The following is a 25644-nucleotide window of genomic DNA, read 5'->3' as shown; positions in this document are numbered from 1 at the left end:
ATGACCTGAGATTGAACGAGAAAGAAGGGAGATAGATGATTCAAATCGATCCGAGAAGCTCTACCCCGATCTATGAGCAGATTATCCAGCAGATGAAAGAGCTTTGCTTAAAAGGGATAATCAAGCCTGGAGATAAACTTCCTTCTGTCAGAGAGCTTGCAACCATTATCATTGCAAACCCGAATACTGTCAGCAAAGCCTATAAAGAACTTGAACGGGAAGGAATAATTGAAACGTTGAGGGGGAGAGGAACGTATATTTCAGAAAACGCGAAAGTTACGCTTGATGAAGGGAAGATTGCGATGATTAAAGAGCAGTTAAAGCAGCTGATCATCGATGCGCATTACGCTGGGATCGACACTAAAAAGCTGCAGGAGTGGATGGCGGAAATCGACAAAGAAGTGAGAGGAGGGGAAGTGAATGATTGAGCTCAAATCTGTATCAAAAACCATTGACGGAAAACAAATACTCAAAAACATCTCCTTTAAGCTTGAGGAAGGAGAGATTTTCGGACTGCTCGGCAGAAACGGCTCAGGGAAAACGACGCTTCTCCGCCTGATTCAGCAAATCCTGCTGCCTGATGAGGGAGATATCTACTTCGGCAGCGTCAAGGTGAAGGACCATCCGCTCGTCAAGCGCAATATCGTCTATATGCCCGTTCAAAACACCTATTTCGAAAAATACAATTACAAACAGCTCGTCAATATTTTGCGAAACATTTATCCTGACTTTGATGTTACATACGCTAATGAATTAATGAACCGCTACGATATTCCCGAAACAAAAAAGTACAGGGAATTGTCTACAGGATTGAAAAAGCAAATGTCGCTGATCTTGTCATTTGCGATCCGGCCGGCGGTCATCCTGCTCGATGAACCGACAGACGGCATTGATGCCGTCACAAGACAAGATGTTCTCCAGCTGATGGTCGATGAAGTGGCTGAAAACAACACGACGATTCTCATCACATCCCACCGGCTTGAGGATATTGAAAGAATGTGCAACCGAATCGGTTTTCTCGAAGACAATACATTGTCGAACATCATGGATCTTGATGAACTGAAAGGCGATTTTATTAAAATCCAAATGGCATTTGAAGAAGATGTCAATTTGAAAATCAGGGAAAGGGAAATCCCTGTTTTGGATCACACCGGCGTGTTTTATACGGTGTTGATTCCGAAAGCAGACGATGTGAGCAAACAATTTCTAAAAAGTTTGTCTCCGAAAGTTTGGAACGAGCTTCCGGTCAGTCTTGAGGAAGTATTCATCGCGAAGTATGGAGGTAAGCGAAGATGGTAGACCGCGGACTTTTATATAAAGAGTGGAAACAGCATTTCTGGATTTTTTTAGTTGTGTTTGCAGCGGTGATGCTGAGTGAACCGTTTTCGATTTTAAATGATTATTTTCAGTATCAAGGATGTCTTGCGGAACAGAAAAAATTTCCCGATATAGAGTGCGTTTTATATAAAGATTATGAGATAAGCGGGGTCATGAGAATGTTCTGGATTGGCGGAGTCGCGCTTGCACTCAGCCAGATCGGGTTTGAACGGAGCAGAGGAACGCTTGATTTCACACTCGGGCTCCCTTATAGGCGAGGCATCATTTTCAATACGAAATATTTCTTGGGTATTACAATTCTTTTAACAGCCCAGCTATTATCTTACTTGTTATCTTATGCCTTAGTTGTTTTGTATAAGGTTGACGTCGTCAACTTTCACGAGTATTTTATCGGATCGGTCATATTCTGCTTTATGGTCTACTCGCTTGTCATGGCGGCGGGCGCGATGACCGGCAATCCGCTGGCCCAGATGATTGTTGCTTTTTCAACGTCGATTCTGCCTTATTTGCTGATCGGCCTTCCGATGGCAAACTTGCAGATTATCATGAGTTTCTTTGGGGTTAATTCTGCTTTATTTTCTCAGGATTCATATTTTTTAAATTATATAACGCCGATTGTGTACCTCGACGGTTTCGGCGTCCATAACGGCGGCTTGGCCTTTACGCTGTTGATTCCGCTGGTCATGGGGATCTTGTTTTATATAATCGGCTATTTTTGCTTTATCAAACAGCAGCTTGAACGGAACGGACATTTTTTTCTCTGGAGAAAAATGGATCGCCCGATTCAAATTCTCGTGATTTTATTTGGCATCTGGGGATTCGGCGCAGCCACTTCTTCTAGCCTGTTCAGCTATATCTTCGGTATGTTGATCGGTTCGGCAGTCGGATTCTTAATCAGTTACTTCTTGATTTTCAAAAAAATAAAACAGCTGTAATCCATAATGGAGAGGAGATTTACAAATGATCAGTGTAGAGCATATTCACCACTCATTTAAAGTCGGCAAAAAGGGGAGGGAAAATGAAATTAAAGTGTTAAAGGATGTCTCGCTTACCGTTGAAAAAGGCGAAATCGCCTGCATTGTCGGACGGAGCGGTTCCGGAAAATCGACGCTGTTGAACTTGATTTCCGGCTATATCGCCCCGACAAAAGGTAAGATCGTCATTGACGGTACGGATGTCACAAAGTACAGCGAAAAAGAATGGGCGGCATTCAGGCTTGAACATTTCGGCTTCATCTTTCAAAGTTTTCAGCTGATTCCGAGCTTGACGACTTACGAAAACATCGAACTGCCTCTGACTTTAAAAGGTGTTCATCCGTCTGAGCGGAAGCAGCGCGTCAATGAGATGCTTCACCGCGTCGGCCTTGAAAACCACGCTGGACACTATCCGAATGAGCTTTCAGGCGGACAGCAGCAGCGCGTCAGCATCGCCCGCGCTTTGATTTTGAATCCGTCAATCATTTTAGCCGACGAGCCGACCGGAAGCCTGGACTCCGAAACAGAACAGGAAATCCTCGAATTCATTCGGCAGCTGAACAGGGAGCGCGGTATTACATTCGTCATCATCACGCACGATGACGAGGTGGCATCGATCGCCAAAACGAAATTTCAGTTATCTGACGGCGTGTTAGAGAAAGGGGAAGAGACTGTTGAAGTTTAAGGATCAGTTGAAGTTCATTAGAAGAAATATGAAGAAAAACCGCCTGCGTGTATTCATGACCATTCTCGCAACAACGGTGGCCTGCGCGTTTTTAATCGTGCTCGCATCGGTCGGATTCGGACTGCAAAAATCGATGACTGAACAGCTGATGAAAGAACAGATTGTCACTGAAATTCAGGTTGTCGGAAAAGAAGGAAAGAGCGATCGGAAAGTTCAAAAGAAAGACTTGAAAGAATTCGAAAATCGCAAAGATGTGTCCGCGATTATCGAGCGCACGCAGGTGTTCGCACCTGCTGAAGCAAAGTTGGGCAACAGGACAAACAATCAAATGTCGAATATCACGATTACTGACATGGCTGCTGAACAAAAAGCCAATATTAAACTCGATCGCGGCCGCGTAGCGAAAACACCGAATGAAATCGTCGTCGGCTACCATTTCGGGAAGAATCTCTGGACGAAAAAAGAAGCCCAAGATTATGAAAAGCAGATGGAAAATAATGCTGAGGAAGTAAAAGAACCAAAAGGATACGCAGAAGATATTCTCGGCAAAACAATTGAATTAAAGATCTCAAAAATGGATGAAAAAACAGGAGAAGAAGGGAAAGCGAAAACATATGATCTGAAAGTTGTCGGAGTGACGAAAAAACCTTCTTATGAATGGGCAAGCGATTCAACGGTCTATGTCAGCAACGACATGCAAAAAGACATCACCGGATTTCTGAAGGCGGACAAAGACAACGGCACGATCGAAAAAAAGCTTTCGGTTTACGCGGATAATTTTGAACATGTCGGACAGCTGACAACAGATTTGGAGGATGAAGGCTACTACGTCGATTCAATAACGAAAAAACTCGAAAGCATCAATCTGTTTTTCATGGCTTTTAAAATCGGTCTGATCTTTGTCGGAGTCATTGCCGTTTTGATTTCAGCCATCGGGATTTTCAACACGATGACAATGGCGGTTACAGAACGGACGCAGGAAATCGGGATTATGAAAGCGATCGGGGCCAGCCCGAATGTGATCCGCCGAATGTTCCTGCTGGAAAGCGCCTATATCGGCATCTTAGGATCTGTTTTAGGTATTATCATTTCATACGGTGTCAGCTTTTTAGTGAACAAGATTATTCCTGTCATTTTATCATCGGTTTCAGAAGGAGAAGCGAGTGCGGCAGAGCTCAGCATCACCTTCTCGCATATTCCGGTCAGCCTTGTACTCATCGCCACCTTGATCAGTGCAGGCGTCGCCATTCTTTCAGGCCTGAATCCGGCCATTAAAGCGACAAGAACGAACGTGCTGACAGCATTAAGAAGAGAGCTTTAAGAAAAAAGCTGGCGGTATGCCGGCTTTTTTAACGTTTCGGAGGTCTGTACCCCGCATCACGCGCCTCCTGTTCTGTGCAGAACCAGCGGGCGACGTTTTTCGTGCGGTCATAATATGTACTTCCTGGTGTATGATAAATATGGTTGACGCTTCCTTTGATTTTGCACTCTTGTTTGCTTTCACCGCTGTTTTTCTTAGGGGAGGGCGCGCTGTGTGACGTTCCGGCCTGAGCGGTGGCGTTCTTTTCTTTTACAGTGGCTTCGGTACTGCCGCTTTTTTCTTCAGCCTTAGCCAGTTTTTCTGACAGCGATTTTGTTTTTTTCGTAAGCGAGTCTTTTTCTTTTGTCAGTTTTTCGTTTTCTTTTTTTAATATGTCATTCTCCGTTTTGGCTGCCTTCAGTTTTTCGTTTGCTTGATTGAGCTGCTGCTTTAATGCGGTTTGCTCCTTTTGTACAGCGCTGTGTTCAGTTTTCAGTTCCTGAAGCTCGGTTGTCAGGTCCTCTGTTTTTGTCTCATCGATGGCATATGTTTCCTCACTGTAATAAGGCGCAGAGATGATCAGGAGGAGAAGTCCGCCTGCAAAACAAGGATAAAAGAGTTTTCTGGAAAACCTTTTGCCTGGAGAAAAGATTCTTCTGATCAAATGAAATACAAGATAGCAGATGGAAAAAATAAAGGATAAAAACCCGATCAGCATGATAGATTCCATGATTCGTCTCCTTTCGTGTTTGATAACTATATTTTAGCTTAAAAAGAAAAAAATGTTTATACCAAAAAACTTCTTGCAAATCTAAATATTCAAACGTAAAATAAAGAAATCATTTAAAAAACCGAATATGCAGCTTATAAAGAGAGATGGAGGGACTGGCCCGGCGAAATCTCAGCAACCTGCAGCAGAGCAAGGTGCTAAATCCAGCAGAATGTCAGGCGCATTCTGAAAGATAAGTTGAACAACTCTTTCAGGCGCTGAAAGAGTTTTTTTTATTTTGGAGGAGGAGATATACATGAACAAGATATTAAAATGGACTTCCGTGCTGGGACTGTCCTTGAGCATGGCGCTTCTGACCGCATGCGGAAACAATGCCGAAAGCGATGGTAAAACGATCAAAATAGGCGCTACTGCAGGACCGTATTACGATATGGTCAAAAAAGCGATTCAGCCTGAACTTGAGAAAAAAGGCTACAAAGTTGAAGTGGTCGAATTCACCGACTATGTACAGCCGAACACGGCGTTAAGCGAAGGCGAACTCGACGCCAATTTGTTTCAACATGAGGTTTTTATGAAATCATACAATCAAGAAAACAATAAACATCTTGCTGCACTCATTTCTGTGCCGACCGCTCCGATGGGTCTCTATTCTGCCAAATATAACGACTTGAACGATGTCAAAAACGGGGCGGAAGTGGCTGTTCCAAACGATCCGGCCAATGCCGCCAGGGCATTTTTAACGCTCCAGGATCAGGGGCTGATTCGGCTGAAAAGCGATGTCGACACATTGAAAGCCTCTGTGCAGGATATTGCGGAAAATCCGAAAAAGCTGACATTTAAACAGCTTGAATCTGCCAATCTTCCAAGAGCGGTCGATGACCTGGATATCGCGGCTGTCCCGGGTAATTTCGCTCTCTCCGCTAATATGAAGTTGCAGGACGCGCTGGCGCTTGAGAACATGCCTGACCGCTACCGCAATCAAGTGGTAGTGGATGAAAAAAACAAAGACAAGCCATTCGCCAAAGATCTCAAAGAAGCGGTAAAATCCAAAGCTTTCGAAGATGCGATCGATCGGGAATTCGCCGGTTTCGGAAAGCCAAAATGGATGACGCAATCATAAAAAAATTCCCCCTTTAAAAAGGGGGTTTTTTATGTTGAAAATCGAAATCGTGTCAATTGAAAAAAATGGGCAAAACGAATAGAATCTAGAGGGAATGCTAAAGAGAAAGAAGGAAACGCTATGCCGCGCACATTATGGCTTTTGGTCATCGGAATGTTTATCAATGTCACAGGGGCATCTTTTTTATGGCCGCTGAATACCATCTATATCCATCAGCATTTGGGAAAGTCGCTGACAGCGGCCGGATTTGTGCTGATGCTGAACTCAGGGGCAAATGTGCTGGGCAACCTGTTCGGAGGATATTTATTCGATAAAATCGGCGGATTTAAAACGGTCGTACTTGGAATTGTGATCACGTTTGCGAGCCTTTCAGGCCTCGTCTTTTTTCACGAGTGGTTCCAATACATTCTTTTCTTAACATTGGCCGGTTTTGGATCAGGGATCGTGTTTCCGGCATGCTATGCAATGGCCGGATCGGTTTGGCCGGAAGGCGGCAGAAAGCCGTTCAATGCTGTATACGTGGCGCAAAATGCAGGGGTGGCAGTTGGTTCAGCGCTCGGCGGAATTGTCGCGTCTTTTTCATTTACGTATGTTTTTCTGGCGAATGCGATGCTGTATGCCGTCTTTTTCATGATTGCGATTTTCGGATTTAGACGCATCCGGTCTGAAAAAGCCATGCAGTCTTCTGTTTTGGATCATGCCGATTCAGTCAGCGGGAAATCTAGATTCTCCGCGCTTTTGGTTATATGTACGGGCTACCTGCTCGGCTGGGTCGCTTATTCGCAATGGTCCTCGACCATCGCTTCACACACCCAGGAGCTGGGGATATCTCTTGGGCAGTACAGCGTACTTTGGACAGTGAACGGGGCGCTCATTGTTTTCGGTCAGCCGCTGATCGGTTTTTTTGTGAAACGGTTTGCCGAATCGCTGAAAAACCAAATCGTGATCGGATTTGTCATTTTTATGATGGCATACGGAATTTTGTTTGGCGCTGAACGGTTTCCGGCGTTTCTTGCCGCGATGGTTGTGCTAACCATTGGCGAAATGCTTGTATGGCCGGCTGTGCCGACAATCGCCAACCGCCTCGCTCCGAGGGGAAAAGAAGGGTTTTATCAAGGGTTTGTCAACAGTATGGCGACCGGCGGAAGAATGATCGGGCCGCTTTTTGGCGGAATGCTGGTTGATTATTTCAATATGCAGCTTTTGCTTGCGGTTCTGCTCGTATTGCTGCTGTTCGCAATAGGAACGGCGTTTTTATACGACAGGAAGGAAAAGCAGCTCTCCGCTCAATCAGATGCATAAGTGGTATAGAAAAAATAGGTAATTGTAATTATATGAAAATGAATCGAAGGAATCAAGATTATCAACCAAATCTTCACATATAATGGAAGAAACAAGCTTTTTTTCTTCTCAGACAGAACACATTTTCTGTATGGTAGTATCGAATATCATCGCAAGGGGTCTAGGGGGGCTGCTCGATGGCCTGAAGTCGCTTGACTAAACTAAGGGCTTTAGGAAGGTGATGAAGATGCTGCATCAAGTTTTGGTTGCTTGTTTGATTGGAGGGATTATGGGGGTTCTCGGGCACGTTAAAAAAAGAGGGCGCCTCGAGAAACCGAGAACAACGAAACGATTCATTTACCTTGGATTTTTTGAAGATATTCTTGTCGGAATGGTTGCTTCTATTTTGCTTGTTTTATCTGCGGAACCTGATTCTGGAATTCAGCTTGTCGTGTTATCGATCATTGCCGGCTACGGCGGTGAAGCTGTATTGAGAAGCTTTGACTTTGTCAGAGAACAGCAGGCAAATGTACAGAACTCCGAACGGCAAAACAAATCTCCACACGATTAAGATCCTCACTCTTACCCTTTTTTCAGCACATTCCCATTGTATACAAACCTGCTTGCACTTATGAACAGAATTCTATAAAATACAGATAAGATTACGGTTACGGCAAGAACAGTGAAGAGGAGCAGTAAGAAGCCCATTTTGTTTCAGAGAGTTGACGGCTGGTGAAAGTCAATCAAATGAGCTTCCGAACTCGCCTCAGAGTTGCAGCAGTGATGAGCTGCTGCCGCGTATCTGCGTTACAGATATCAAGTGAGTGTGCCCCATGCACACTAACAAGGGTGGTACCGCGGGAAATCTCTCGTCCCTTCTTAGGGATGGGAGAGTTTTTTTGATTTTAGAATAATCTGAATATAACGCTGCCAGTCCCGTCCATACTTGAAGACAAAGAAGCCGTACTCATATTCAAAGGAGGTTTTTACAATTGAGTTTTGACCATCAAACAATCGAGAAAAAGTGGCAGGACTATTGGCTTAAAAATAAAACGTTCGCCACGCGTGAAGATAAATCCAAACCGAAATTTTATGCATTGGACATGTTTCCGTATCCGTCAGGCGCAGGCCTTCACGTCGGACACCCTGAAGGCTATACGGCAACTGACATTTTGTCCCGCATGAAACGGATGCAAGGGTACAATGTCCTCCATCCGATGGGCTGGGATGCATTCGGGCTTCCTGCGGAACAATATGCGCTGGATACGGGAAACGATCCTGCCGTCTTTACCGAGCAGAACATTGACAACTTCCGCCGCCAGATCAGAGCGCTCGGCTTTTCGTATGACTGGGACAGAGAAGTCAATACAACAGATCCGGACTACTATAAATGGACGCAGTGGATTTTCTTAAAGCTTTACGAAAAAGGTCTCGCTTATGTAGATGAAGTCCCTGTAAACTGGTGTCCTGCGCTTGGAACCGTTCTTGCCAATGAAGAAGTCATCGACGGCAAAAGCGAACGCGGCGGCCATCCTGTAGAACGCCGTCCAATGAAGCAGTGGATGCTGAAGATTACCGCTTATGCCGACCGTCTGCTTGAAGATCTGGAAGAACTCGACTGGCCGGAAAGCATCAAAGAGATGCAGCGCAACTGGATCGGCCGTTCCGAAGGGGCGCATGTTCATTTTGCGGTCGACGGCACAGACGAAACGTTTACGGTTTTCACAACGCGACCTGATACATTATTCGGTGCCACATATGCCGTTTTGGCTCCGGAGCACGATTTGGTTCAAAAAATCACGACGCCTGAACAGCAAGACGCGGTCGACGCCTATATCGAAGAAGTTCAATCAAAGAGCGACTTGGAGCGGACAGACCTTGCCAAAACAAAGACAGGCGTCTTCACAGGTTCTTACGCCGTCAATCCGGCAAACGGGGAAAAAATTCCGGTATGGATCGCGGACTATGTCTTGGCTACATACGGAACCGGAGCGGTCATGGCCGTCCCTGCCCATGATGAGCGGGACCACGAATTCGCATCAGCATTCGGGCTGCCGATCAAAGAAGTCGTCAAAGGCGGAGATGTTGAGAAAGAAGCTTATACAGGCGACGGCGAACACATCCATTCAGATTTTCTGAACGGCCTTGATAAAGCGGCTGCGATCGAAAAAATGATTCAGTGGCTTGAGGAAAACGGGAAGGGCGAGAAAAAGGTAACATACCGCCTCCGCGACTGGCTGTTCAGCCGTCAGCGCTACTGGGGCGAGCCGATCCCGGTCATCCATTGGGAAGACGGCACATCGACTCCGGTTCCTGAAGAAGAGCTGCCGCTGATCTTGCCGAAAACGTCGGAAATCAAACCGAGCGGAACGGGTGAGTCCCCTCTTGCGAACATTAAAGAATGGGTGGAAGTGACAGACCCTGAAACAGGCAAAAAGGGAAGACGCGAAACGAATACGATGCCGCAATGGGCGGGAAGCTGCTGGTACTTCCTGCGCTACATCGATCCGAAAAACCCGAACGAACTGGCTTCTCCTGAAAAATTACAGGAATGGCTTCCTGTCGATATGTATATCGGAGGGGCGGAACACGCCGTTCTTCACTTATTGTATGCGCGCTTCTGGCATAAATTCCTTTATGACATCGGGGTCGTTCCGACGAAAGAGCCGTTCAAACAGCTTTATAACCAAGGAATGATTCTTGGTGAAAACAACGAAAAAATGAGCAAATCCAAAGGCAATGTCGTCAATCCGGACGAAATAGTGGAGACTCATGGTGCGGACACGCTCCGGCTGTACGAAATGTTCATGGGGCCTTTGGATGCATCGATCGCCTGGTCAACGACAGGACTTGACGGCGCCCGCCGCTTCCTTGACCGCGTATGGCGTCTGTTCATCGATGACAATGGCGGGTTAAACGAGAAGATCGTTGAAGGAGCCGGCGAAACGCTTGAGCGCGTCTACCACGAAACGGTCATGAAAGTAACAGACCATTTCGAAGGTCTGCGCTTCAATACAGGTATTTCTCAGCTGATGGTCTTCATCAATGAAGCATATAAAGCTGATCAGCTTCCGAAAGAATACATGGAAGGCTTCGTGAAATTGCTGTCTCCTGTTGCGCCTCACTTGGCTGAAGAGCTGTGGAGCCGACTTGGACATGAGGAAACGATCACGTATGAAGCATGGCCTGTCTATGATGAAGCAAAGCTCGTTGATGACGAAGTCGAAATCGTCGTTCAGCTGAACGGAAAGGTGAAAGCGAAGCTGAACGTTCCAGCCGACGCCGACAAAGAACAGCTTGAAGAGCTGGCGAAAAACAATGAAAAAGTAAAAGAACAGCTCGAAGGGAAAACGATCAGAAAAGTGATTGCTGTACCTGGAAAGCTTGTAAATATTGTCGCAAATTAATGGAAAAGCCCCTTCAATCCGAAGGGGCTTTTCAGCGTGCCGACAAACCCGCGCATTCGTTGGCAGGCCTGCTAAGCCGGTGCTTACGATAGGAGAAAAGATCAGGCGGCTAACCGCCTAACACCGCCGTCACCACATCCTGTGGAAGACCGCTCCGATGCTCGGCTTTCCCAGACTGCAAGGATTGCGGGACAAAGGATGACAAAATCCCAAAACTAAAAGCCGTTTTGGGATTTTTTTTAATAATCTGAAAGCCCTGTCATTCCGCCGAAAGGATGAAAATATTTCAGCCGTTCGCTTCGTTTCAAATGATCCATGACCGCTTAAAATGGGAAAAAAGGAGATGATGATGATGCATTTTTCCGATTTTTCCGTCGCACAGGTCAGAATCGCCCGGCCTACAGACCGTTTTGACGAAATCGTTGCGTTTTACGAAAAGGGGCTGGGCCTGAAAAAGCTTGGCGGTTTTTCCGGACATCAAGGGTATCATGGCGTCATGTTCGGCCTGCCGAATGTCCAATATCACCTTGAATTCACCTCCCATATTGGAGGCAGCCCTTGTCCGGCACCGACCAAAGACAATCTGCTCGTCTTTTATATTCCTGATCAGAAGGAAATCAAGAGTATTTTAAAAAGGCTCGCTGATATGGGCCATCACGAAGTGCCGCCAGAAAATCCGTATTGGAAGGACAAAGGGGCAACAGTGGAAGATCCGGACGGCTGGCGGATCGTGCTGATGAATACCGAAGGCATTTAGATATAGGAACGTTATGCCTGTGCCCAGTCTCTTGCTTTCGTGCGGACGATATCTGTAAAAGCCGCCATTGCAGGAGAAAGCCATTTGTTTTTATGATAAGCCATTTGAGTGGAAAACAGGGCGTCGCGGACAAGCGTGCCCTGAAGCTTTCCTTCTTCGATATCAGTGCGCGTTGTGATCAAAGGAAGAAGGGATACGCCCAAACCGCACATCACGCACTGTTTAATCGCTTCGACACTCCAAAATTCCATCGTATGGTCGGCAATGACTCCCCTTTGACGTAAATACTCCTCAAAAAAATCACGGTAGCTGCAGCCGTGCTCCGTATATAAAAACGTTTCATTTGCGGTAAAAGTCAAATCATCAAGGGCCTTTTGTCCTGCCGGGTGTTCCTTTGGAAAGATGAACACCATCGGCTCATTGACCAGCTTTTCAACATGAAGGTCGTTTTCTTTCCGATCGTTGTCCAAAAGAAAAGCGACATCGATTTTTCCCTGCTTCAATTCATCTCTCAGCTGCCAGCACGTGGAAGACTTTAATGTGACCGTGACCTGCGGATATTTGTTAGTAAATTCGTGAAGAATGGCAGGCAATCTGTAAACCGTTAAAGATTCCGAGGCGCCGATGATCAAGTTTCCCGACGGCTCCTGGTCGTTTTCCGGAATGTGCCTCGCTTTTTCATACAGTTCGACCATTTCTGCGGCATAAGGGAGAAGGTGTTTTCCTGCTTCTGTCAGCATCATTTTTTTCCCCAGCCTGTAGAACAGCGGCTTTCTTAATTCTTGTTCGATTGCTTGAACGTGCGAAGTCACAGTGGACTGCGCATATCCCAAATAATCGGCAGCACGGGTAAAACCGCCGATATCCACGATGGTTTTGAATGTTTTCAAATGTCGGATCTCCATCTCGTCCATCTCCCTTTTATTTTGTATCGAAAAATTCGAAGTTGCAGATCGATAATATCTATTTTACTGATGAATTAAACAAGATTACAATCATTTTAAACGACTTTGCGAAAGGATTGTATCAGTATGAGAGAAAAAAAGCTTGGCCCTTTATTATTAAGCGGGCTGATGACGGGGCCTATTTTAGGGTCGGGAATCATTCTGCTGCCGCCGATGATTCATCAGACAGCGGGGGACTATGCGATTTTTGCATGGCTGTTGATGTTGGGAATCGGTTTTTTATTTGCCTGGATTTTTGCCAGATTGAGCGTCGAGTATCCGAATGATGCCGGGATTGCTTATGCGGCTGAAAAAGCGTTCGGTTCCCGTGTTAAAAAATTGGCAGTCTTTTATTTTATCATGGCTGCAAGCTTCGGCCCTGCCGCCGTATTAATGACGGCCGGCGAATATATTCATTCTCTTGCGGCCGGCACGGCATTTCCCGCTGAACTGTACGGCTTCATTTTTTTTATCTTTTGTATGGTAGTCCTTTGCTTTAACCTTTCATTTGTCGGCATGGTTGCACTCATTTTTTCCACTGCCGCGGCCCTCATTCTGTTTGGAAGCAGCGCGGCTTCTGTGCCTTACTTTCGTGAGGGGCCGCTCGTAGACGGAACATTTCAGTTTGCCGATTTTGGCCGCGGATTGCTGCTGCTGTTCTGGGCATTAGTTGGATGGGAAATCGTCGGCAACTACAGCATGGAAGTGAAAAACCGCGGGAAAACGATTCCCCGGGCCGTCGTGATCAGCAGCCTGACGGTAACGCTCATATATGTGGCGACTGCGGCAGCTGTTCAATGGATTGATCCGGGGTTCTTCGCAAACGGACAATTGAAGCTGGCGATGATGCTGACGCCGTTGTTCGGATCTTTTGCATTGCCGGTGATCGCTGTGCTCACCGCTGTACTCTGCATGTGCGCTTATTTTCAGGTGACAGGCGGAGCAGCCAGGCTGGTGGCATCGCAGGCCGGCGGGCTGTTTGCCCGCAGATCAAGGGGAAATCAGCCGATGGCAGCACTGGGGCTTATGTTTTTCATTCATACCGTCGTTTTTGTCTGCCTGATGTTTCACTTTCTTAATGTTGAGACACTGGTCCTGATCGCAAACGCCTTTTTCATCTGCAACTCGCTGTGCGGTCTTGCCGCTGCTTACAAGCTGCTGTCCGGTCGCGTTTACAAAATAGGCTGCCTCTTTCTCATGGGGTGCTTCTCGCTGCTTCTTTTGTTTTCATCACACTGGATATTACTGTTTATCATGCTGACCAGCGCCTTGTTTGTGGTCAACTTCCGTCAACTTATCATCTGGAAAAAGGTAAAACGCCCTTTCAAATCGTATTAATGAATCAAACGGAAAAAAGAAAGGGGAACACGATGCGCAGTCAACTTTTCAAACTGCTCGGCGATTTGCCGGAGAAAAAAAGCATTGATGTGAGTACTCTTAAAATTGAAGAAAAGTCATCTTTTATTCTTGAAACGCTTTTGCTTGATTTAAATGGAATTGAAGCGGTACCGGCCTATTTTGCAAAACCGAAACAGATGAACGGCAAGCGGCCGGCCGTGCTTTACTGTCATTCACACGGAGGACGTTACGAAAGGGGGAAGGAGGAGCTGGTTGAAGGAGCGGATTACTTGCAAACGCCGCCGTTCGCCGAGGAATTGACGGCCTTGGGATTTTCCGTGCTTGCGATTGACCATTGGGCTTTCGGAGACAGGCGGGGCAAAACGGAGAGTGAGATATTTAAAGAAATGCTTTGGACAGGACGGGTGATGTGGGGAATGATGGTCTTCGACAGCATCAGAGCCATCGATTACCTGAGCATGCGTGAGGCCACAGACGAAAGCCGCATCGCTTCACTCGGCATGTCGATGGGTGGTCTGATGGCCTGGTGGACTGCTGCATTGGATGAACGGGTCAGCGTATGCGTTGATATATGCGCGCAGGTGGACAGCGAAACATTAATCAAGACGCAGAATTTGGACCGTCACAATCTCTATTCGTATGTTCCAGGGCTGGTCAAGCACTTTTCAACCGCTCAAATCGAAAGCCTGATCGCTCCAAGGCCCCATTTAAGCCTGGTCGGAACCGCAGATAAACTAACGCCAGTTCAAGGAATTGACCTCATTGAAGAAAAGCTGTCCGATGTGTATAAAGAAAAAGGCGCCGGTGAACGCTATGAAGTGTTTCGCTCTCATTCAGGGCACTTCGAGACAGCCGGAATGAGGCATAAAGCGATCGGTTTCTTAAAAACATGGCTGTAAAACAGGAGGTGAATCACTGTGAAAAAGGTGACGATCATCGGAGGGAACGGTACGGTCGGCCGCGTGTTAGCGGGCGGATTGGCAGGCGAAGGATACGAGGTGACAGTGCTGGATTTAAAAGAACCGGATGAAAAGCCGGCTGTCCGGTTTGTCCGGGTGGATGCGGCAGATTACAATGAAGTCGTGAAAAGCATTCCTCTGAATACGGATGCGGTGATCAACCTTTTGGCTGTCAAGCCGACAGGCGATTTGCTTGACCGGCGGGAGTTTGAGAAAATGACGGATATCTTTTTTAAAGCGACATATACGATTTTGCGGGCGGCGGCGGAGCTCGGCGTGCCGAAGGTGGTATTTGCAAGCAGCAACCATGTGACAGATGTGTATGAAAAGAACGGCGATTCTCTGCTGGGGAGGAAGATCAACACGGATGACTACCCGCAGTCCAAAAGCTTGTACGGCTTGCTAAAATTGGCGTCCGAAAATCTCGGCTATCTTTTCTCGCACCAATCAGACGCCAAGGTTTCCGTGATCAATCTGCGGATCGGGACAGCCGCTGAAAATGAGCAAGAAACGCTGCGCGCAAAACCGAGGAGCAAAAAAACGCTGTTATCCCACCCCGACCTCGTTCAAATCTTTAAAGCCGCAATCGAATCCGTCAAAACATACGGTACATATTATGCTGTCAGCGACAATAAGGGGCGGCCGTGGTCGATCGATTCCGCCATTCGGGAACTGGGGTTCAAGCCGAAAGTCAGCACCTCAGACATCCTTGATGAAGACTGACGTATCATCTTCTAAGGTGATGATCTTTTTCTCCGCTTTTCTGATCCTGCTTAAAAAATGATTATAGACGCTCTCCTTTCTGTTTGCTACATTTTAGACACGATATCGTAATATTTTGACAGCGCTTACAAGGAGGGGGAAATGACGATCAGGCATTCTGCTGGAAGCCGCGTGTTTGACATATTGAATTATTCATTTTTAACAGGGTTCGGATTGGTTTGTGTGCTGCCGTTCATCCACGTTATTGCAGCCTCTTTTGCGACAGTGGAGGAGGTTATTTCGAAAAAGTTTATTTTAATACCAACAACTTTTTCGCTGGATGCGTACAGGTATATTTTTTCAACTGACATTGTGTACAGAAGCTTAATCATTTCTATTCTTGTCACAGCCGTAGGGACGGCGGTCAGCATGTTTCTTTCCTCTTTAATGGCATACGGGTTGTCGAGAAAGGAGCTGATGGGAAGGCGCCTCCTCATGTTCTTGGTCGTGTTCACGATGCTGTTCAGCGGAGGGATGATCCCGACCTTTCTCGTCGTAAAATCGCTCGGATTGCTCGATACCTATTGGTCTCTGATTCTTCCGACCGCCATCAATGCGTTTAACTTGATCATTTTAAAGAACTTTTTTCAAAATATACCGTCAAGCCTCGAGGAATCCGCCAAAATCGACGGCTGCAATGACATCGGAATCTTCTTCCGCATCATTCTTCCGTTGTCTTTGCCGGCGATTGCGACAATTTCGCTGTTTTACGCCGTCACCTATTGGAATACGTACATGCAAGCGATTCTGTACTTGAGCGATGCGACAAAATGGCCGATACAAGTTTTGCTTCGCCAGATTGTCATCGTATCAAGCGGTATGCAAGGGGATATGACGGAGATGGGGGCAGCCGCGGCGCCGCCGGAACAAACGATCAAAATGGCGGTCATTGTCGTTGCAACCATACCGGTGCTGCTCGTGTATCCGTTTATTCAAAAGCACTTTGCAAAAGGCGCTCTTTTAGGGTCAATTAAAGGATAAAAACGGAGGGGACAATATGGGGAAAAAATGGCTGATAGCGATTTTTGCGTTCGCGCTTTTGGCCGGCGGACTGTTTGGCTGTTCGAAAAGCGGAGCAGATCAGGCTTCTACAAAGGATGAGAAAGTCGATCTGAACTCGCCTTTGGACTTGAGCTGGATGGTAATCCTTTATCATCAGCAGCCGCCGAAGGATACAGCGATTAAAAAAATCGAGGAGCTCACCAATACAAAGCTCGATTTAATGTGGGTGCCTGATGCAGTAAAAGAAGACCGCTTAAACTCAGCGCTCGCCGCCGGAAACCTGCCGAAAGTCGTCACCATTCAGGACATTAAAAATTCATCTGTCATGAATGCGTTCAGATCGGGGATGTTTTGGGAGGTTGGTCCTTATTTAAAGGATTATCCGAATTTAAGCAAGATGAACAAGCTGATCAATAAAAACGCTTCAATCGACGGAAAGCTTTACGGCATCTACAGGGAGCGCCCGTTATCAAGACAGGGGGTTGTCATCCGTAAAGACTGGCTTGACAACCTTGGGCTCGATATACCAAAGACGGTTGATGAACTTTACGAAACAGCGAAGGCATTTACAGAAAAAGATCCTGACCAAAACGGAAAGAACGATACGATCGGCTTTACCGACAGAAACGATTTGATCTACGGCGCCTTTAAAACATTGGGGTCCTATATGGGCATGCCGACTGACTGGGAGATAAAAGACGGCAAGTTCACGCCTGACTTCATGACAAAAGAGTACATGGATACGATGAAATATATGAAAAAACTGTATGATGAAGGGCTGATCAACAAAGACTTCCCGGTTACGAGCAAAACGCAGCAGCAGGAGATGTTTTCACAAGGGAAAGCCGGCATTTATGTCGGAAATATGGTCGATGCCGTCAATTTAAGAGACCAGTCTGTCGATGATATAATGGAGCTTGAGATCATCAATCGGATCAAAGGACCGGACGGAAAGGAACGCGTCTGGGCATCAGGCGGGCATAACGGAATCTTTGCCTTCCCGAAAACAAGCGTCAAAACAGAAAAAGAGCTGAAGAGGATTCTGGCCTTTTTCGACCGGATCGCCGAAGAGGATGTTTACAGCCTGATGACTTACGGGATCGAAGGGGTTCACTATAAAAAAGAAGGGGAAAAACAATTCAAACGAATTGATGAAAAACTGAAAGACTGGCAGGCGGAAATTCAGCCGCTCGTCTCTCTCGTCGGCATTGATAAACAATATTTGAAAAATACGGGAGATCCGCTCCGCACAAAATATGAAGAGCTGACAGAGGACAATAATGAGATCATCGTCTCAAATCCGGCCGAAAGTTTGTACTCACCGGCCGCATCTGAAAGAGGCGATGAACTGCAAAAGATCATTGACGATGCCACATATCAATTCATCCTCGGCAAAACGGATGAAAGCCAGTTCGAGAAAGCGGTTGAAAAATGGCGGACGAACGGCGGAGATCAAGTAATAGAAGAATATGAAGAGTCATTTAAAAAAGCAGAAAAATAGAAGGCAATCCCGGGAAGCCGGGATTGTCTTTTTATGCCGAATGAGTTTTCAGCTCGCGGTATTTGCCGGGCGTGATTCCTTCCAGCTTTTTAAATGAGCGGATGAAATTCTGCGGATTTTTGTATTTCAGTTTTTCAGAAATTTCTTTTACGGACAGCGTCGTTTCTGTCAGCCAGTTTTTCGCGACATGATGCCTGTAGGATGACAAGTATTCGCTGAACGATATTTTCATTTCTTTCCTGAAGATGCTGCTTAAATAGTTGGGGTTGTAATGAAGCCTTCCTGCGATCGATTCGAGCGTCAAGTCCGTGTCGAATTCCTGCTGGATAATATGGACGATTTTTTCTGAGATGTTTTTGTATTGTGATTCTTCTCTGATGCTGAGGGTATCGATCATTTTGACGATGATCTGCGCGTTCAGCCAACTTTCGATCTCCTCGATGGTCGTCAGCTCAAAGACGTCGTCGTACAGCATCGTATTTTCGTTCGGTTCAAAAATTTCGATTCCAAGCAAATGCATAAATTCAATCAAGTTGTTCAAGAGCCTTGCAATCGCTACCTGGCAGTGATGCGGATTCATGTTTTCAGAACAAATCGATTCAAGGAGAAGGTGAAGCTGTTCGGCCGCTTGTTTACGGTTGCACGTTTTAATAGCTTCAAACAGTTCATTTTGGATCTGCTTTGGAAACTGGGTTAAAAACGCTTTGTTACGGTCAAGATGCTCATAGAAAATCACCGCGTGTTTTCCTGATTTCAGACGGTATGTCAGCGCTTCAAGCCCTTCCAAATAAGCGCGCTTCGACATTGCAAGGCTTGTAAACGGCTGGCTGATGCCGATGCTGACGAACAATCCAAGCTCCTCATGAATTTTATCCCTGATGGATGATGCTGTATGCTCCAAGTCCTCCTGAAACCTGTCCAGCGGCTGTCCGCGGTTCAGCATGATGATGGTCTGCGTTTTATCAATGACAACCGGCGGGAGGCGCTTATTCTTGGGCACAGATCGTTCGACAAGGCTGTTGATCGCAAACAGCAGGACATCAAGATCCTTTTTATCATATGATGTGTCTTTCAATGTATCAATTTGCAAGGCAAAAACGGACAGGTGGCTCCAATCTTCAGGGAAGCCGAGCCCTGTAAAGCGGTCTTTGATTTCTTCTTCGCTCAGCTTGCCGAGCAAAAGCCTTGTTAAAAAATACTGCTTCAGCTGGGTGACCTGCTGTTCGACGCGCACCTTCAGATCATGGTTTTTATTTTTCATCTCTTTAATATTCCGTTCAATCAGTTCAAATTCGTTTTTCGGTTTCTCCTGGCCGGAAGCGGCCCCCGCAGAAAAGCCTGAGACGGATTCGTACAAAACCTTGATTGGCCTGTAAAAATGACGAGAACCAAACCAGGAAAATAGGTATGAAAGCGCTAACAAAATGACGCAGATCGTAAACGTAAACCAGCCGATTGATGCCGTCTGCTGATAGAGTTCCGGAATGGTCGTTAACGAAATGTATATCCAATTATTGTAATCTGATTTCTGGTATGTAATGTTATAGGCGGTGTCGTTGACTGTTGTATCAAACTGGCCGTTTTTTTCCTGATGCCGGCGGATCGTTTTGAAATAATCGTCTTGTTTGATCGATTGCCCAATCATTGACGGGTCTGAGTGAAGGATGATCCGTCCGTTGTCATCAAGCACCATCATGCTGTTTGTTTTTGAATGATGCGGCATGCGCTTGACAAGCGAACAAGAAGGAATACTTGCGATCGCAAGGCCTCTGTTTTCCATGCTGTTCAGCGGAAGCTGTTTGACCAGATTGACGTTGTACAGGCAGTTGCCCGAAGCCCCTTCTTTTGTGGCGACAAGGTCGTTGTTTTTTTCAAGCACCCAGCTGGAGCGGCTTTTTAAGGCGTTGTAAAGCGAGATCGTGATGGCTTGTTTTCCCTGATCTAAAGGATATAAACCGGAATTGTTGATATACCACTTTTTTTCTTGGCTGATCAGCGTGATATCCGACAGATCGGTATCGAATGTCTGCAGTTTGTTTAATTCCTTGTTGATTTGGTTATACAGCTGAAAGCGTTCTGGTGTAATGGTGCGGCTGAGTGTCTGAATTAAAGGATAGGAACGGACGTAATTGGTGAAGGAATGGTCAACCGTTTTTAAAATATGCTCGATATTTAGCTGTGTCTGGCCAACGGTTTGGAGCTTTTCGTTTGTAACGTTTTGTTCAATGGTTTCCGCTGATCTCTGATAGGAAAAAAAGCCGACGATGATGACCGGAATGGTGCTCAGAACGAGAAAGAAGGTCACCAGCTTATAGTAAAACTTATATTGTTTTCTCTTCATAAATTCCCCCCCAACAAATCTTCGTTTGAGTTGTTCATATATAATTAATCCGACTTTTGTGTGAATTTGTCAATAATCATTTTCTAACCATCGTTTCATTTTATTAGGTTTTGCCGGCTGCCGGGCGAGGTGCGGCCGATGTGATGATATGATTGTAGATTTATTTTTTCATGGTGGGATAAAGTGAAAGCAAACATCACGAAGGGAGGCCGTTTATGAAAGCAGCCGATGTCCAGACCGGAAAAAATCCGGCCCATATTGTTGAAAAAAAACGAAAGACGCGTTTTTGGGAAAAGCTTCTCCAGCAAAAATATTTATATTTGATGATTCTGCCGGGACTGATTTATTTTTTGCTTTTTAAGTATGTGCCGATGTGGGGGATTGTCATAGCGTTTCAGGATTACCAGCCGTTTCTCGGCATAACGGGGAGCGAATGGGTGGGTTTTAAGCATTTTGAAAGGCTGTTCACCGAACCGACGTTTTTTATGCTTCTGAAGAATACATTGATTTTGTTTTTCCTCAACCTTGTTGTATTCTTTCCGATACCGATTATTTTGGCGCTTTTATTGAATGAAGTCAGAGTCGCATTGTTCAAAAAGTTTGTCCAGACGCTGATCTATATTCCGCATTTTATGTCATGGGTCATTGTGGTATCGCTTTCATTCGTTCTGTTGACGGTTGACGGAGGATTGATCAATGAGATCATCGCCTACTTCGGCGGAGAAAAGATCAACTTTTTGCTGAATGAAAGCTGGTTCAGGCCGATGTACATTCTCCAGGTCATCTGGAGGGAAGCCGGCTGGTCGACGATCATTTATTTGGCGGCGATTACCGCTGTCGATCCGCAGCTTTACGAAGCGGCGAAAATGGACGGGGCCAATCGCCTGAGGAGGATGTGGCATGTCACACTACCTGCGATCAGAAGCGTCATCGTTGTTTTACTTATTTTGAAAATCGGCGATACGCTCGAACTCGGCTTTGAGCATGTGTATCTGCTTTTAAATGCAACGAACCGCGAAGTGGCCGAGATCTTTGATACGTATGTATACACGGCCGGATTAAAGCAGGGGCAGTTCAGCTACAGTACAGCCGTCGGTTTATTTAAAGCAGCTGTCGGTCTCATTCTTGTCATATTTGCAAACAGGATGGCGAAGAAGTTTGGAGAAGAAGGAATATATTAATATTTTTTGATGAAAGGAATTGAATGACATGAATCAATCTCTCATCACAAAAACGCCTCTTTACATTGCCGAAGAAGCGGCCAAAACAATAATGAAAGCGTATACACCAAAGGAGCTGCCGCCGGCCGGACGCTGGCACTACCATCAGGGTGTATTTCTGTGCGGCTTGATTCGCCTCTGGGAAGAAACGGGGAAAGAAGCATATTTCAACTATGTAAAAGAATACGCCAATGAGCTCATTGACGGCTGCGGGAATTTTTATTTCAGGAGGGATGAACTGGACGCCATACAAGCCGGACTTATCCTTTATCCTTTGTATGATGAAACGGGCGATGAACGCTACCGTAAAGCCGCCAAAAAGCTGAAGGGCCTTTTTGATACGCTGAATCAAACAGAAGAAGGCGGGTTTTGGCATAAAGATAAATATCCTTACCAAATGTGGCTTGACGGGTTGTACATGGGAGGGCCTTTCGCACTTAAGTATGCAAGAGCGTTCAATGAGCCTGAACTGTACGATATGGTCATCCTCGAAGAAAAACTGATGAGAAAACATACGAAAGACTGCCGGACGGGATTGTATTATCATGCGTGGGATGAAAAGAGGGAAATGCCCTGGGCCGACCCCGTTTCAGGCTGTTCTCCCGAATTTTGGGGAAGGTCAATCGGCTGGTACGCGCTTGCACTGAGCGATATGATCGAACTGCTCCCGCAGGGGCATGACACGAGACAGGAGTGGACCCGGGTGCTTCAAGAGATGGTCAAAAGCATTGCCAATTTTCAAGATGAACGCACAGGGTTATGGCACCAGGTTGTCGATAAAGGCGGACTTCCGGACAATTGGCTTGAAAGCTCCTGCTCGTGTTTATATATGTACGCGATGACGAAAGGAGCTCGCATGGGCTATATCGATTCATCATATATTGATAGAGCCGCAAAGGCTTTCAAAGGACTCGTCGAAGAGAAAATCGAGCTGAGCGCAAAAGAAGGCTTGCTTTTAAAAGATATTTGCGTCGGAACTTCTGCAGGGACATACGATTATTATGTCGGGCGGGAAAAAAGCACCAACGATCTTCACGGTGTCGGCGCATTGATCATGGCTCTTGTAGAACTTGAAAAGACCGGCCGCTTTTCCCGCGAGGCAGCGAAGTGAAGAACTTCGCTTTCTCCGTCCTTCTATTTGCAGCAGTGCTTCTTTTTTCCTCATGCGGACAGGATGGGGGCCGGGGAACAGACGTATTGATCTTTTCGGATGCACCGGCTGAAATAAAGGAAAACGTCCAGCGCGCAGCCGGGAAAGAACAGCTCAACATCACCGTTTTCCCGGCTGCACCGGAAAAACTTCTAGTTGAAATTGCGGCGAAAGAAGGAGATCTGTTTATCGTTCCAGAAGACATGTTTAAACCTTTTTACGATCCTGAAGGACTTCAGCCATTGAAAGTTGCTTCGAAAGAAAAAGAGCCATACAGCGCTCCGGGCAAAAACGGGTACGTACAGCTGTATGCGGCTGTCATTGAAAAAGGAGAAAAACGTTTGAACGGCTATACGTTTCAGCTGAATACAGACATGGCAGCTTTCATACCGGTCTATGCGAAGAAAACCCCTGAAGCGATGGAACTCATCGAAGCGCTTCGCTGAAAATGAAAGGGGGAGGAACCGATGAAAACATATGCGATATGCGGTCTGAGCGGCCGCGCTTTTAACATGTTTATCGAGCCTCTAGTGGGAAAATACGGGGAAGAACACCGCATCGCCGCGCTCCTGGACAGCGATCCGCTAAGGGAAGAAGTCTGCAAAGACAGGTTTCCGGCGCTTCGTCCTGTCCCGTTTTTCAAGGAGAAAGCGTTTACCGAAATGCTTGATAAAATCAAGCCGGACGCCATTATTGTAGCAGGCCGTGATGATACGCATGTCCGCTATATATTGGGCGCTTTACAGGCGAATATCGATGTGGTCACTGAAAAGCCGATGGTGACAACGGCACGGGATGCGGCAGCCGTATTAAAAGCCGAAGCCGCGAGCAAAGGAAAAGTGACCGTTACGTTTAATTACCGCTGCAATCCGTACCACCGCAAGATCAAAGAGCTGATACTTGAAGGAAAGCTCGGCACGATTACGTCGGTTGACTTGAACTGGTACATCGATACGTATCACGGCGCAAGCTATTTTAAACGCTGGAACAGGATGAGAGCATACTCCGGCGGGCTTTCCGTCCATAAGTCAACCCATCATTTCGACCTTGTCAATTGGTGGCTTGCTCAAACGCCTCGCGAGGTTTTTGCCTATGGAGGCCTGTACTACTACGGACCCGGCGGCGAAATGAATCCTGAAAAAGGGGAAAAACGCTATTGCGGAACATGCCATGTCAAGAAGAATTGCCGCTATTATATGAGGTGGCAGGCAGGCGACCCGCAGGACGATCATGTCAAGACCAACGAAAGCCAGCAGCTGCTCTATACCGATTACAGGCCTGACGCGTGTATTTTCGATGAAGAAATCGATATCGAGGACACGTATGCAGCCGTTTTGAAATACGACAAAGGGGCGCTGCTGAATTACTCCGTCCATTTTTCAGCCCCGTATGAAGGCTACCGGCTTGCAATCAACGGGACAAAGGGAAGGCTTGAAACGCAGGAATATCATGCGCCGGCAAGGGTTCCATTTGAAGTTCCCGAACAGACCATCGATTATTATCCGCTGTTTGAATCGAAAGAAACGATTCGCGTCGTCAGGCAGCCCGGTGGGCATGGCGGAGGAGATCCGCTGCTTTTGGAAGAGCTGTTTGGCGGAGGAGACCCGTTGAGGAATTACGACATTCTGGCCGGTGCCGAAGCAGGCGCCTATTCAATTGCAGCCGGCGAGGCAATATGGCGCTCCATCAAAGAAAAAAAGCCGATAGGAATCAGTGAACTTCTGTATACCCGGCAATATACATAAAGGGGGGGAATTCGTGGAACAAAGCGTCTCCATGGGAAGGGTGCTGAGTTTTTGTGAATGGGTGCTGAAGTTTTTTTACGCCAATCTGCTGTGGTTTGTTTTTACGCTGCTCGGCCTTGGCGTCTTCGGGTTTATGCCGGCGACGACTGCATTGTTTTCCGTGATGAGAAAATGGATTATGGGCAAAACCGATATTCCGATATGTAAAACGTTTTGGCAGGCGTACCGCGGCGAGTTTTTTCGTTCCAACGTCATCGGTCTTATTCTAGCGGCAGTTGGCATCATCATTTATGTTGACCTTGCTTTTATTTATCCGGAGCATTTCCTATTGCACGTTCTCCGGTTCGTCATTATGATTTTTGGGTTTTTGTTTTTAATTATGATGTTTTATATGTTCCCGCTGCTCGCCCATTTCGATTGGAAGAAGCGGATGTATTTTAAGTTTTCGCTGATTCTGGGCATATCGTATTTACAGTATACATTAACAATGATGGCGGTTGCTGCCGTGCTTTATATCGCTTTTGCCTTTCTGCCCGGAATTGTTCCTTTTTTCAGCGTCAGCCTGCTCAGCTATGCGGTCATGTGGCTGGCATATCAAGTATTGAAAAAAGCGGAGGCCGTAGAACAGAGGGGAACTGTCGTAACGACAAGACACACCTGAACCTTTGCTTCAGGTGTGATGAGAGGAGATGGCCCACATGAGTGAAGAATTTGAAAAACGATATCTTCACTGGATTGATCAAGCTGTAAAGGAAAGCGAAAAGAAAGACGACTTCAAGTCCCTCCCCGGTTTTGGAAGACCGCTCAGTAAAGAGGCGCTCGAAGGGGATGCGCTTTCGTCAACTCTTAAAAACGCCCGTTATCTGCCGGAGTGGCTGAAGCTGCAAAAGGAAATTAAACAAGAGATTGAAAAAGCGATCAAATCGAATCAGCGCGAAGCGCTGATCGATGCCATCAACCTAAAAATTAAAAAATACAACCTCACCTGTCCGAACCAATTCCAAAAAGGCCTTGTTTCAGCCAAAAACCTCGAAAGCCAGCTCAAATATTGGAGCTGATGCCACTCCTT

The 25644-nt window shown here is 46.4% G+C and carries 24 protein-coding genes, 1 riboswitch and 1 other annotated feature; of the genes, 21 read left to right on the top strand and 3 right to left on the bottom strand.

Annotated features, from left to right (window positions below; all coding sequences use genetic code 11):
• Positions 1–35 precede the first annotated feature (35 nt).
• Genes M1D59_RS16515 through M1D59_RS16495 form a run of 5 tightly spaced genes read left to right on the top strand, consistent with a single transcriptional unit; the run spans position 36 to position 4318 of the window.
• Complete coding sequence (locus M1D59_RS16515; RefSeq protein ID WP_079289567.1) at positions 36–428, top strand: GntR family transcriptional regulator; 393 nt, start codon at positions 36–38, stop codon at positions 426–428.
• Positions 421–1299, top strand: a complete 879-nt coding sequence (locus M1D59_RS16510; RefSeq protein ID WP_023855837.1) for an ATP-binding cassette domain-containing protein — start codon at positions 421–423, stop codon at positions 1297–1299. Before M1D59_RS16515 ends, M1D59_RS16510 begins: the two co-directional genes overlap by 8 nt.
• Complete coding sequence (locus tag M1D59_RS16505) at positions 1293–2273, top strand: ABC transporter permease subunit (protein ID WP_128823570.1); 981 nt, start codon at positions 1293–1295, stop codon at positions 2271–2273. Before M1D59_RS16510 ends, M1D59_RS16505 begins: the two co-directional genes overlap by 7 nt.
• Positions 2274–2298: 25 nt before the next feature.
• Complete coding sequence (locus tag M1D59_RS16500) at positions 2299–2997, top strand: ABC transporter ATP-binding protein (protein WP_035338160.1); 699 nt, start codon at positions 2299–2301, stop codon at positions 2995–2997.
• Positions 2987–4318: an ABC transporter permease gene (locus tag M1D59_RS16495; protein ID WP_224066683.1), complete on the top strand. Its 1332-nt coding sequence runs from the start codon at positions 2987–2989 to the stop codon at positions 4316–4318. The genes M1D59_RS16500 and M1D59_RS16495 overlap by 11 nt, the downstream gene beginning before the upstream one ends.
• A gap of 28 nt (positions 4319–4346) precedes the next feature.
• On the opposite strand, the gene M1D59_RS16490 is transcribed toward M1D59_RS16495, so the two are convergent.
• A complete protein-coding gene (locus tag M1D59_RS16490; protein WP_458117537.1) occupies positions 4347–5027 on the bottom strand; it encodes a sunset domain-containing protein in 681 nt (226 codons plus the stop codon).
• 131 nt (positions 5028–5158) lie between these two features.
• Positions 5159–5266, top strand: a riboswitch (SAM riboswitch).
• A 56-nt stretch (positions 5267–5322) separates the two neighbouring features.
• Here M1D59_RS16490 and M1D59_RS16485 point away from each other — a divergent pair.
• The 5 genes from M1D59_RS16485 to M1D59_RS16465 all read left to right on the top strand — a co-directional run bounded on the left by M1D59_RS16485 (position 5323) and on the right by M1D59_RS16465 (position 11592).
• On the top strand, positions 5323–6147 hold the full coding sequence (locus tag M1D59_RS16485; protein WP_458117536.1) for a MetQ/NlpA family ABC transporter substrate-binding protein: 825 nt from the start codon (positions 5323–5325) through the stop codon (positions 6145–6147).
• A gap of 120 nt (positions 6148–6267) precedes the next feature.
• Positions 6268–7449 (top strand): MDR family MFS transporter, encoded by a 1182-nt coding sequence (locus M1D59_RS16480; RefSeq protein ID WP_020452654.1) that lies wholly within the window; start codon positions 6268–6270, stop codon positions 7447–7449.
• Between the two features lie 220 nt (positions 7450–7669).
• Positions 7670–7999 (top strand): DUF4257 domain-containing protein, encoded by a 330-nt coding sequence (locus M1D59_RS16475; RefSeq protein ID WP_016885609.1) that lies wholly within the window; start codon positions 7670–7672, stop codon positions 7997–7999.
• Between the two features lie 102 nt (positions 8000–8101).
• Positions 8102–8308, top strand: a binding site (T-box leader).
• 112 nt (positions 8309–8420) lie between these two features.
• Positions 8421–10835, top strand: a complete 2415-nt coding sequence (gene leuS / locus M1D59_RS16470) for a leucine--tRNA ligase (protein ID WP_023855841.1) — start codon at positions 8421–8423, stop codon at positions 10833–10835.
• A 349-nt stretch (positions 10836–11184) separates the two neighbouring features.
• A complete protein-coding gene (locus M1D59_RS16465) occupies positions 11185–11592 on the top strand; it encodes a VOC family protein (protein WP_101561200.1) in 408 nt (135 codons plus the stop codon).
• 11 nt (positions 11593–11603) lie between these two features.
• On the opposite strand, the gene M1D59_RS16460 is transcribed toward M1D59_RS16465, so the two are convergent.
• Complete coding sequence (locus tag M1D59_RS16460; protein WP_020452651.1) at positions 11604–12497, bottom strand: LysR family transcriptional regulator; 894 nt, start codon at positions 12495–12497, stop codon at positions 11604–11606.
• Positions 12498–12623: 126 nt separating this feature from the next.
• Here M1D59_RS16460 and M1D59_RS16455 point away from each other — a divergent pair, with 126 nt between their 5' ends.
• From M1D59_RS16455 to M1D59_RS16435, 5 genes are all read left to right on the top strand, one after another.
• Positions 12624–13874 carry an APC family permease gene (locus tag M1D59_RS16455; protein ID WP_101561199.1) on the top strand — a complete coding sequence of 417 codons (1251 nt, stop codon included), beginning with the start codon at positions 12624–12626 and terminating at the stop codon, positions 13872–13874.
• A 32-nt stretch (positions 13875–13906) separates the two neighbouring features.
• The gene (locus M1D59_RS16450) at positions 13907–14794 is read left to right on the top strand and encodes a dienelactone hydrolase family protein (RefSeq protein WP_458117535.1); all 888 of its coding nucleotides are present in this window, start codon (positions 13907–13909) and stop codon (positions 14792–14794) included.
• Positions 14795–14812: 18 nt separating this feature from the next.
• Positions 14813–15577, top strand: coding sequence for an NAD-dependent epimerase/dehydratase family protein (locus M1D59_RS16445; RefSeq protein ID WP_026579044.1), 765 nt, complete (start codon positions 14813–14815; stop codon positions 15575–15577).
• A gap of 141 nt (positions 15578–15718) precedes the next feature.
• Positions 15719–16597 (top strand): carbohydrate ABC transporter permease, encoded by an 879-nt coding sequence (locus M1D59_RS16440; RefSeq protein WP_023855846.1) that lies wholly within the window; start codon positions 15719–15721, stop codon positions 16595–16597.
• Between the two features lie 16 nt (positions 16598–16613).
• A complete protein-coding gene (locus M1D59_RS16435) occupies positions 16614–18119 on the top strand; it encodes an extracellular solute-binding protein (RefSeq protein WP_458117534.1) in 1506 nt (501 codons plus the stop codon).
• Between the two features lie 31 nt (positions 18120–18150).
• On the opposite strand, the gene M1D59_RS16430 is transcribed toward M1D59_RS16435, so the two are convergent.
• Positions 18151–20460, bottom strand: coding sequence for a helix-turn-helix domain-containing protein (locus tag M1D59_RS16430; RefSeq protein WP_458117533.1), 2310 nt, complete (start codon positions 20458–20460; stop codon positions 18151–18153).
• A 215-nt stretch (positions 20461–20675) separates the two neighbouring features.
• On the opposite strand from M1D59_RS16430, the gene M1D59_RS16425 reads away from it, so the two are divergent.
• The 6 genes from M1D59_RS16425 to M1D59_RS16400 are packed head-to-tail and all read left to right on the top strand — an operon-like array spanning position 20676 to position 25633.
• The gene (locus tag M1D59_RS16425; RefSeq protein WP_020452644.1) at positions 20676–21641 is read left to right on the top strand and encodes an ABC transporter permease; all 966 of its coding nucleotides are present in this window, start codon (positions 20676–20678) and stop codon (positions 21639–21641) included.
• Positions 21642–21669: 28 nt separating this feature from the next.
• Positions 21670–22791 (top strand): glycoside hydrolase family 88/105 protein, encoded by a 1122-nt coding sequence (locus M1D59_RS16420; protein WP_075212782.1) that lies wholly within the window; start codon positions 21670–21672, stop codon positions 22789–22791.
• Positions 22788–23276, top strand: coding sequence for a lipoprotein YteS (locus M1D59_RS16415; RefSeq protein WP_075212781.1), 489 nt, complete (start codon positions 22788–22790; stop codon positions 23274–23276). Before M1D59_RS16420 ends, M1D59_RS16415 begins: the two co-directional genes overlap by 4 nt.
• Positions 23277–23297: 21 nt before the next feature.
• Entirely contained in the window at positions 23298–24575 is a 1278-nt protein-coding gene (locus tag M1D59_RS16410) for a Gfo/Idh/MocA family oxidoreductase (RefSeq protein WP_195536455.1), read from the top strand.
• 13 nt (positions 24576–24588) lie between these two features.
• The gene (locus M1D59_RS16405; protein WP_458117532.1) at positions 24589–25236 is read left to right on the top strand and encodes a YesL family protein; all 648 of its coding nucleotides are present in this window, start codon (positions 24589–24591) and stop codon (positions 25234–25236) included.
• Between the two features lie 37 nt (positions 25237–25273).
• Positions 25274–25633 (top strand): DnaJ family domain-containing protein, encoded by a 360-nt coding sequence (locus M1D59_RS16400; RefSeq protein WP_023855528.1) that lies wholly within the window; start codon positions 25274–25276, stop codon positions 25631–25633.
• Positions 25634–25644 lie beyond the last annotated feature (11 nt).

It is taken from the genome of Bacillus sp. PK6-026 (assembly GCF_054161455.1).
The sequence above is the reverse complement of the archived record's forward strand: the minus strand, read 5'-3'. Positions and strand labels throughout refer to the sequence as shown.

Bases quoted from the DNA above. Each gene is read 5' to 3' on its own strand.
- M1D59_RS16410 (WP_195536455.1), top strand. From the start codon at position 23,298: ATGAAAACATATGCGATATGCGGTCTGAGCGGCCGCGCTTTTAACATG.
- M1D59_RS16485 (WP_458117536.1), top strand. From the start codon at position 5,323: ATGAACAAGATATTAAAATGGACTTCCGTGCTGGGACTGTCCTTGAGC.
- M1D59_RS16460 (WP_020452651.1), bottom strand. From the start codon at position 12,497: ATGGAGATCCGACATTTGAAAACATTCAAAACCATCGTGGATATCGGC.
- M1D59_RS16440 (WP_023855846.1), top strand. From the start codon at position 15,719: ATGACGATCAGGCATTCTGCTGGAAGCCGCGTGTTTGACATATTGAAT.
- M1D59_RS16505 (WP_128823570.1), top strand. From the start codon at position 1,293: ATGGTAGACCGCGGACTTTTATATAAAGAGTGGAAACAGCATTTCTGG.
- M1D59_RS16435 (WP_458117534.1), top strand. From the start codon at position 16,614: ATGGGGAAAAAATGGCTGATAGCGATTTTTGCGTTCGCGCTTTTGGCC.
- M1D59_RS16425 (WP_020452644.1), top strand. From the start codon at position 20,676: ATGAAAGCAGCCGATGTCCAGACCGGAAAAAATCCGGCCCATATTGTT.
- M1D59_RS16420 (WP_075212782.1), top strand. From the start codon at position 21,670: ATGAATCAATCTCTCATCACAAAAACGCCTCTTTACATTGCCGAAGAA.
- M1D59_RS16480 (WP_020452654.1), top strand. From the start codon at position 6,268: ATGCCGCGCACATTATGGCTTTTGGTCATCGGAATGTTTATCAATGTC.
- M1D59_RS16400 (WP_023855528.1), top strand. From the start codon at position 25,274: ATGAGTGAAGAATTTGAAAAACGATATCTTCACTGGATTGATCAAGCT.
- M1D59_RS16430 (WP_458117533.1), bottom strand. From the start codon at position 20,460: ATGAAGAGAAAACAATATAAGTTTTACTATAAGCTGGTGACCTTCTTT.
- M1D59_RS16450 (WP_458117535.1), top strand. From the start codon at position 13,907: ATGCGCAGTCAACTTTTCAAACTGCTCGGCGATTTGCCGGAGAAAAAA.
- M1D59_RS16490 (WP_458117537.1), bottom strand. From the start codon at position 5,027: ATGGAATCTATCATGCTGATCGGGTTTTTATCCTTTATTTTTTCCATC.
- M1D59_RS16455 (WP_101561199.1), top strand. From the start codon at position 12,624: ATGAGAGAAAAAAAGCTTGGCCCTTTATTATTAAGCGGGCTGATGACG.
- M1D59_RS16510 (WP_023855837.1), top strand. From the start codon at position 421: ATGATTGAGCTCAAATCTGTATCAAAAACCATTGACGGAAAACAAATA.
- M1D59_RS16515 (WP_079289567.1), top strand. From the start codon at position 36: ATGATTCAAATCGATCCGAGAAGCTCTACCCCGATCTATGAGCAGATT.
- M1D59_RS16500 (WP_035338160.1), top strand. From the start codon at position 2,299: ATGATCAGTGTAGAGCATATTCACCACTCATTTAAAGTCGGCAAAAAG.
- M1D59_RS16475 (WP_016885609.1), top strand. From the start codon at position 7,670: ATGAAGATGCTGCATCAAGTTTTGGTTGCTTGTTTGATTGGAGGGATT.
- M1D59_RS16465 (WP_101561200.1), top strand. From the start codon at position 11,185: ATGATGCATTTTTCCGATTTTTCCGTCGCACAGGTCAGAATCGCCCGG.